Consider the following 8,536-nt stretch of genomic DNA (forward strand, 5'->3'; position numbering starts at 1 on the left):
CATAACTCTCCGAACAGGAACAGGGAGATACAGCCATGACCGCCAGCATCGTGGGTTGGGCGCACACGCCATTCGGAAAGTTCGACGCGGAGACCGTCGAGGGTCTCGTGGTCAAGGTCGCCAACGAGGCGCTGGCTGACGCCGGCATCGCCGCGTCCGATGTCGACGAAATTATGCTCGGTCATTTCAACGCCGGCTTCTCGCCGCAGGATTTTACGGCCTCGCTGGTACTGCAGGCCAATCCGGCGCTGCGCTTCAAGCCGACCACCCGGGTCGAGAATGCCTGCGCCACCGGATCGGCTGCCGTGCATCAGGGCATTCGCGCCATCGAAGCCGGCGCCGCGAAGATCGTGCTGGTGGTCGGCGTCGAGCAGATGACGAAGACGCCGGGCCCGGAGATCGGCAAGAACCTGCTCAAGGCGTCGTATCTACCCGAGGACGGCGACACGGTCGGCGGCTTTGCCGGCGTGTTCGGCAAGATCGCGCAGGCCTATTTCCAGAAATACGGCGACCAGTCGGATGCGCTGGCGATGATCGCCGCCAAGAACCACAAGAACGGCGTCGCCAATCCCTATGCGCAGATGCGCAAGGATTTCGGCTTCGAGTTCTGCCGCGCCGAGAGCGACAAGAACCCGTTCGTCGCCGGTCCCTTGAAGCGCACCGACTGCTCGCTGGTCTCGGACGGCGCCGCCGCACTGGTGCTGACCGATGCCGAGACCGCCAAGACCATGGGCAAGGCGGTGAACATCCGTGCCACCGCGCATGCGCAGGATTTCCTGCCGATGTCCAAGCGTGACATCCTGCAGTTCGAAGGCTGCACCACCGCCTGGCAGCGCGCGCTGCAGAAGGCCGGCCTGCAGCTCTCCGACCTGTCCTTCGTCGAGACCCATGACTGCTTCACCGTCGCCGAGCTGATCGAATATGAAGCGATGGGCCTGACGCCGAAGGGACAGGGCGCGCGCGCGATCATGGAAGGCTGGACCCAGAAGGACGGCAAGCTGCCGGTCAATCCGTCCGGCGGCCTCAAGGCCAAGGGCCACCCGATCGGCGCCACCGGCGTCTCCATGCATGTGATGAGCGCGATGCAGCTCACGGGGCAAGCGCCCGAGGGCATGCAGCTCAAGAACCCGCAGATCGGCGGCATCTTCAACATGGGCGGCGCCGCGGTCGCCAACTACGTCTCGATCCTCGAGCCGGCGAAGTAGCTTGAACATTGCCGAATGGCTGGCGGCGACGGCACGGGCGCGTCCCGACGCGCCGGCGCTGCTGACCGGTTTCGATCTCGACGCCGACTACGCCACCTTTGCCCGCCGCGCCGCCTCGATCGGGGCGGCGCTGGCGCGCGATCACGGCATTGCCGCCGGCGACCGCATCGCGCTGTTTGCGTCGAACTGCACGCAATATCTCGAATGCCTCTACGGCATCTGGTGGATCGGCGCCGCCGCGATCCCGATCAACGCCAAGCTGCACGGCCGCGAGGCGGCGTGGATCTGCGGCAATGGCGGTGCCGAGCTCGCCTTCGTCTCCGATGACACGATCGGTGCGTTGAACAAGGCGAAGGACGACTGCCCCGCCGGCATGACCACGCTGTCGGTCGACAGCGACGCTTACAAGACGATGCGAAGCGGCGAGGGGCCACCTGCACCGCTGCCGCGCGAAAACAACGATCTCGCCTGGCTGTTCTACACATCGGGCACCACGGGCCGTCCCAAGGGCGTGATGCTCAGCCACGGCAATCTGGTCGCGATGTCGCTGTGCTATCTCGCCGACGTCGATCCGGCGACGCCGCACGATGCCTCGCTCTATGCCGCGCCGATCTCGCATGGCGCCGGCCTCTACAATTTCCCGCACGTCCGGATGGGCGGCCGCCACGTCGTGCCGGAGTCCGGCGGCTTCGATCCTGACGAGGTGCTCAACCTCGGCCGCCAGCTTGACAATGTCGTGATGTTCGCGGCCCCCACGATGGTGCGCCGCCTCGTCGATGCCGCGAAGAAGCGCGGCGAGAACGGCGAGGGGCTGCGCACCATCATCTATGGCGGCGGTCCGATGTACACGGCCGACATCACCGATGCGATGGCGACGATGGGCCAGCGCTTCGTGCAGATCTATGGCCAGGGCGAGTCGCCGATGACCATCACGGCGCTGTCGCGCGGCTGGCACGCCCGGAGCGATCATCCGCGCTATCTCGAACGGCTGGCTTCAGTCGGGCTGGCGCAGAGCGTCGTCACCGTGCGCATCACCGACAAGGACGGCACGCCGCTGCCTCCCGGGGAGACCGGCGAGATCGAGGTCAAGGGCGCGACCGTGATGCTCGGCTACTGGAACAATCCGAAGGCCAATGCCGAGACATTGAAGGACGGCTGGCTGCGCACCGGCGATGTCGGCCGGCTCGACGCCGACGGCTTCCTCACGCTGTCGGACCGCTCCAAGGACGTGATCATCTCCGGCGGCACCAACATCTATCCGCGCGAGGTCGAGGAAGCCCTGCTGACCCATCCCGATGTCAGCGAGGTCACGGCCGTCGGTGTGCCGGATCCGGAATGGGGCGAGATCGTCGTCGCCTGCGTCGTGCTCGCGGACGGCGCCGCCGCCGACGACGGCAAGCTCGACGCGCATTGCCTTGCCTCGATCGCCCGCTTCAAGCGGCCGAAGCGCTATGTCTATCTCGATGCCCTGCCGAAGAACAATTACGGCAAGGTGCTGAAGACCGCGCTGCGGGAGATGCTGGCCAAAGGCATGGGCTAAAGCGGGGCGAGCCTGGGTTGAATCGAAAACATCGAAGACAACCCCATGCACAGTAGGGATTGGGGTCACTAAGGCGGTTAAGGGATATGCCCGGACCTCCCGCCGCGCTAAGCTGCCTGTGCTTGTCACCGGGAGAACGGACCATGGGAATCGAGACGTCTCTGTCGCTGTCGGAAGTGAACGATCGCATCGCGATCCTCCGGGACAATATCAGGCAGCTGATCGAGCAGGCCGCAGGCGCAGCCGGCGCCGAAGTCGAGGAGCGCATCGCCGAGCGGCTCGAGCAGCAGAATGCGGAACTGGAAAAGCTCCTGAAGGCGCGCGAGGTGATGACGGGGCAGTCGCCGGCATAAGGGCGGCGGTGAATACGCTTCGTTTTGCCCAGCCGCGTTCCGCCGCACGGAAGCGGCCCGGCCGCAGCCATGCATACGCCCATACGCCCGGCGCAGCTTGATCTCTTTGAAAAGCTCCCGTTACTAGCTCCATAACCACGACATCCGGGAGCGAACAAGACGATGGGACCACTGCAGGGTATCAAGGTCGTCGACATGACGACCGTGCTGATGGGACCCTACGCCACGCAGATGCTGGGCGATTACGGCGCCGACGTCATCAAGGTGGAATCCCCCGACGGCGACGTGACGCGGCAGATCGGTCCGACGCGGCATCCCGGCATGGGACCGGTGTTCCTCAACACCAATCGCAGCAAGCGCTCGGTCTGCCTCGATCTGAAGAAGCCGGCGGGGCGCGAGGCGGTGCTGCGGCTGATCGCGAAGGCCGACGTGCTGGTCTACAATGTGCGCCCGCAGGCGATGGCGCGGCTGCAGCTCGGCTATGACGTCGTTTCCAAGGTCAACCCGCGGCTGATCTATGCCGGCGTGTTCGGCTTTGGCCAGGAGGGACCTTATGCCGCCAAGCCCGCCTATGACGATCTGATCCAGGGCGCGACCGCGCTGCCTGCGCTGATGGCGCAAACCTCGGACGGCGTGCCGCGCTATGTGCCGAACGCGCTGGTGGATCGCATCGTCGGCCTCACCGCGGTCGGCGCGATCTGTGCGAGCATCGTGCATCGCGACCGCACCGGGCAGGGCCAGCGCGTCGATATTCCGATGTTCGAGACCATGGCCGGCTTCGTCATGGGCGATCACATGGGCGGCCTGACCTACGATCCGCCGCTCGACAAGGGCGGCTATGCGCGCCATCTGTCGCCGGACCGGCGGCCGTACAAGACGCTCGACGGCTATATCTGCGTGATCGTCTACAACGACAAGCAGTGGGAGAACTTCTTCAAGGCGACCGGCCGCGACGATCTGCGCAGCGATCCGAAATTCGCGACCTTCGCCGGCCGCGCCACCAATATCGATGTCGTCTACGCCGAGCTCGCGCGCATCCTGCAGACCAAGACGACAGCCGAGTGGAACGAGATCCTCGAAAAGGCCGACGTGCCGGTAATGCCGATGCACGATCTCGAGAGCCTGCTGGAGGACCCGCATATGGTCGCGACCGGCGTCTTCCCCGTGGTCGATCATCCGACCGAGGGGCGGATCCGCAGCATGACGCCGTCGGCGCGGTGGTCGGAGACCAAGGTCGAGCCGAGCCGGCTGGCGCCACGGCTCGGCGAGCACAGCGCGGAGATTTTGCGGGAGGCAGGCTTCTCCACCGAGGAGATCGCGGCGATGGTGCGCGACGGCGCGGCCAAAGCGGTGCAGGCATAGGAGCACGACAGATGGATTTCGCACTCTCCGCCAACCAGGAATCGATCCGCGATGCCGTCGCCAAGATCTGCTCGCGCTTTGACGAAGCCTACTGGCTGAAGAAGGACAAGGAGGGCGGCTATCCGGCCGACTTCCACCGCGCGCTGGCCGATGCCGGCTGGCTCGGCATCTGCATCCCCGAGGAATATGGCGGCTCCGGGCTCGGCATCACCGATGCCGCGATCATGATGCGCACGATCTCCGAATCCGGTGCCGGCATGTCCGGCGCGTCCGCGGTGCATATGAACGTGTTCGGGCTCAATCCGGTGGTGGTGTTCGGCACCAAGGAGCAGTGCCAGCGCATGCTGCCGCCGATCATCGACGGCCGCGACAAGTCCTGCTTCGCGGTGACCGAGCCGAACACCGGCCTCAACACCACGCAGCTCAAGACCCGGGCGGTGCGCCAGGGCGACAAATACATCGTCAACGGCCAGAAGGTATGGATCTCGACCGCCCAGGTCGCCAACAAGATCCTGCTGCTCGCGCGCACCACGCCGCTGGAGGAGGTGCGCAGCCCGACCCATGGCCTCAGCCTGTTCTACACCGATTTCGACCGCAAGCGCGTCACCGTGCACGAGATCGAGAAGATGGGCCGCAAGCCGGTCGATTCCAACGAGCTGTTCTTCGAGAATTTCGAGATCCCGGTCGAAGACCGTATCGGCGAGGAGGGCCGCGGCTTCGAATACATCCTGCACGGCATGAATCCCGAGCGCATCCTGATCGCGGCTGAAGCGGTCGGCCTCGGCCAGATCGCGCTGAAGCGGGCGTCGGAATATGCCAAGGGCCGCATCGTGTTCAACCGGCCGATCGGCATGAACCAGGCGATCCAGCATCCGCTGGCGAAGTGCTGGATGGAACTGGAGGCAGCCTGGCTGATGGTGCTGCGCGCCGGCTGGCAGTATGACCAGAACCTGCCCTGCGGCCCCGCGGCGAACTCCGCAAAGTATCTCGCGGCGGAAGCCGGCTTCCGTGCCTGCGAGCAGGCAGTGATGACCCATGGCGGCTTCGGCTACGCCAAGGAGTACCACGTCGAGCGCTACTTGCGGGAATCGCTGATCCCGCGCATCGCGCCGATCAGTCCACAGCTGATCCTCAGCTTCATCGGCGAGAAGGTGCTCGGCCTTCCGAAGTCGTATTGAGATGACGCAAGTCATTGTAGGTCGTCATTCCGGGATGGTCCGAATAGGTGCGCTGAAATGAGCTTCGTGACCGGCGTCGGCCTCACGTCCTACGGCAAGCATGAGGGCCTGTCCTCGCTCGACCTGATGAGCAAGGCGGCCGAGCTTGCGATCTCGGATGCCGGGCTGAAGCGCTCCGAGATCGACGGCATCCTCTGCGGCTACTCCACGGTCTCGCCGCATATCATGCTGGCCACGGTCTTCGCCGAGCACTTCGGCATTCGCCCGTCTTATGCGCACGCCGTTCAGGTCGGCGGCGCCACCGGGCTTGCGATGACCATGCTGGCGCATCACCTGGTCGACGCCGGTGTTGCAAAACACGTGCTGGTGGTCGGCGGCGAGAACCGGCTGACCGGGCAGAGCCGCGACGCCTCGATCCAGGCGCTGGCCCAGGTCGGGCATCCCGACTACGAGGTGACGCTGGGGCCGACGATCCCGGCCTATTACGGCCTGGTCGCGGCGCGCTACATGCATGAATACGGCCTCACGCAGGAAGACCTCGCCGAGTTCGCGGTGCTGATGCGCAAGCACGCGCTGACGCATCCCGGCGCGCAATTCCACGAGCCGATCACGGTTGCCGACGTGATGGCCTCCAAGCCGGTGGCGATGCCGCTCAAATTGCTCGACTGCTGCCCGGTGTCGGACGGCGGTGCGGCCTGCGTGATCAGCCGCGAGCCGACCGGCGAGCGGCAGGTCCGCGTCCGCGGCTGCGCCCAGGCACACACCCATCAACACGTCACCGCAGCGCCTGCGCTGAGCGAACTCGGCGCCGAGATTTCGATCGCGAAAGCGAAGCAGGCGGCGGGCGTCGCGATCCCCGACGTGCGCTACGCCGCGGTCTATGACAGCTTCACGATCACGCTCGCGATGCTGCTGGAGGATCTCGGCCTTGCCGGGCGCGGTGAGGCGGCGGCGCGGGTGCGCGCCGGCTATTTCAATCAGGATGGCGAGATGCCGCTCAACACCCATGGCGGCCTGCTCAGCTATGGCCATTGCGGCGTCGGCGGCGCGATGGCGCACCTGGTCGAGACCCATCTGCAGATGACCGGCCGCGCCGAAAATCGTCAGGTGCGCGACGCCTCGGTGGCGCTGCTGCACGGCGACGGCGGGGTGCTGTCGTCACATGTCAGCATGTTCCTGGAGCGCGTGCGATGAGCGGACCGATCGCCGACTGGACCAAGGGCGCGGAAGCCATCGTCTACCTGTCCTGCAACGGCTGCGGCGCGCGGCAATATTTCCGCCGCAGCTTTTGCGCCGCATGCGGTTCGCCCGATCTTGCCGAGCATCGCGCCAGTGGGGCAGGGACGGTGTATGCGACCTCGCTGGTCTGCCGCGCCGCGACGCCGGAGACGCGGGCGCATGTGCCTTACAACATCGTGCTTGTCGATGCCGACGAGGGCTTTCGCATGATGGCCCATGGCGACAACGACCTTGCCATCGGCGACAAGGTCGCGGCGCGCTTCACGCAATTCGCGGGACGGCTGGTTCCGTATTTCGCAAAGGCGAAATGAGGGGCTGAACGATCCAATCAGAACGCAAGACCAGGCTGAACAGGTTCGCTCTTGCCCCTCATAGTTTGCGGATAACCTGTTTGGGCATGATCTTTCGGAAAACCGCTACACACTTTTCCGGATCATGCCTCAGTGCCAATAAAAGATGAAGCTGGCGATGACGAGCATTGCCGTCACCGCCAGCATTTGCGCAAGCGCTTCCGAGGCCGCCCTCTTGGTGGCTTCCTTCATGCGTTTCCCCTAGACTTGGGCGTGACTCATCGTTGCGCGAATTGCGCGCAAGACGGCCGGATTTTTTACTCGGAACACCCCGCGTCAAGTATTCGCTTTTGACGAGTCCCCACTCAGCGAATATCGACTGTGACAGCGTTGTCTGGGAATGCGGCGGCAATTTGACTCGCGCGTGTTGCTCCTGCGACAGCAGCCCGTGCAGAGCGTTTTCGAGCGAAGTGGACGCCGGTTCGCGTGAAGAAAACGCGTCAAAACAAGGATCTAGAGCCCCGTTCCGATTTCATCGGAACGGAAAAGGCTCTAGTGTTTCGGAACCCGATAGAAACGACAGCAAGATCAAGGTTAGGAAATGGCCCGTATCGACTACTCCGATCCCGCGAAGGCAAGCCCGCGGACCCGCGAGATCCTCGACAAGAACCGCAACGCCAATATCTTTCGCATGATGGCGCATTCGCCAAGCTACTTTGAACAGTATTGCCGGCTCGGCGGCGCGATCCGCCACAAGGGCGAGCTCGATCCCGTCGTCCGCGAGCTTGCGATCACGCGCACCGGCATTCTCTGCGAGGCGCCCTACGAGATCGTCGCGCACAAGCGGATCGGCAAGAATGTCGGCGTCACCGACGAGCAGAACGCCGCGCTCGAGGATTGGCGGTCCGCGACCTGCTTCAACGAGGTGCAGCGCGCTGCGCTCGCCTTCACCGACGAGATCGTCAAGCTCAAGAAGCCGACCGACGCGACCTTCAAGACCATCGCGGCGAAGCTGACGCCGGCCGCGCTGATCGAGCTGCAACTCTCGGTCGGCTTCTACATCATGACGTCGAAATTTCTCGAGACCTTCGAGATCGACATGCAGCCGGTGACGGAAGTGGTAAGCTGAGCGGATCGCGTCGCGGAGTCCTTCGCCTCGCCCGCCTGCGGGGAGAGGCCGGAGCGCATGCAGCGAAGCGGAATGTGGTCCGGGTGAGGGGGAATCTCCGCGAGTCTAACTCGAAGTTATTTTGCGGATGCAGCCCCTCACCCCGACCCTCTCCCCGCGAAGGGCGCAGGGGTGTCCGGGGAATGATTCACTGTGTCGCGGTGCATGCTCGGCAGGACCGAGGCAAATCGGTCTTTTCTG

Annotated in this window: 8 protein-coding genes; all 8 read left to right on the top strand. The window is 64.7% G+C overall.

From position 1 onward, the window contains the following. Positions 1 to 35 precede the first annotated feature (35 nt). Entirely contained in the window at positions 36 to 1,205 is a 1,170-nt protein-coding gene (locus Q2M23_RS06075) for an acetyl-CoA acetyltransferase (protein WP_028344634.1), read from the top strand. A gap of 1 nt (position 1,206) precedes the next feature. Then, a complete protein-coding gene (locus tag Q2M23_RS06080) occupies positions 1,207 to 2,745 on the top strand; it encodes a class I adenylate-forming enzyme family protein (protein WP_316394965.1) in 1,539 nt (512 codons plus the stop codon). A gap of 143 nt (positions 2,746 to 2,888) precedes the next feature. After that, a complete protein-coding gene (locus Q2M23_RS06085) occupies positions 2,889 to 3,098 on the top strand; it encodes a hypothetical protein (protein WP_057019739.1) in 210 nt (69 codons plus the stop codon). A gap of 162 nt (positions 3,099 to 3,260) precedes the next feature. After that, positions 3,261 to 4,460: a CoA transferase gene (locus Q2M23_RS06090; RefSeq protein WP_316394966.1), complete on the top strand. Its 1,200-nt coding sequence runs from the start codon at positions 3,261 to 3,263 to the stop codon at positions 4,458 to 4,460. An 11-nt stretch (positions 4,461 to 4,471) separates the two neighbouring features. After that, positions 4,472 to 5,638, top strand: a complete 1,167-nt coding sequence (locus tag Q2M23_RS06095) for an acyl-CoA dehydrogenase family protein (RefSeq protein WP_229191238.1) — start codon at positions 4,472 to 4,474, stop codon at positions 5,636 to 5,638. Positions 5,639 to 5,695: 57 nt separating this feature from the next. Beyond that, positions 5,696 to 6,832 (top strand): thiolase family protein, encoded by a 1,137-nt coding sequence (locus Q2M23_RS06100; RefSeq protein WP_316394967.1) that lies wholly within the window; start codon positions 5,696 to 5,698, stop codon positions 6,830 to 6,832. Next, complete coding sequence (locus Q2M23_RS06105) at positions 6,829 to 7,188, top strand: Zn-ribbon domain-containing OB-fold protein (RefSeq protein WP_316394968.1); 360 nt, start codon at positions 6,829 to 6,831, stop codon at positions 7,186 to 7,188. The genes Q2M23_RS06100 and Q2M23_RS06105 overlap by 4 nt, the downstream gene beginning before the upstream one ends. A 580-nt stretch (positions 7,189 to 7,768) precedes the next feature. Next, positions 7,769 to 8,296 (top strand): carboxymuconolactone decarboxylase family protein, encoded by a 528-nt coding sequence (locus tag Q2M23_RS06110; protein ID WP_168855695.1) that lies wholly within the window; start codon positions 7,769 to 7,771, stop codon positions 8,294 to 8,296. The last annotated feature ends 240 nt before the right edge of the window (positions 8,297 to 8,536 follow it).

This window comes from Bradyrhizobium sp. 33ap4 (genome assembly GCF_032654765.1).
In the GTDB taxonomy this organism is placed as follows: Bacteria; Pseudomonadota; Alphaproteobacteria; order Rhizobiales; family Xanthobacteraceae; genus Bradyrhizobium; species Bradyrhizobium australafricanum.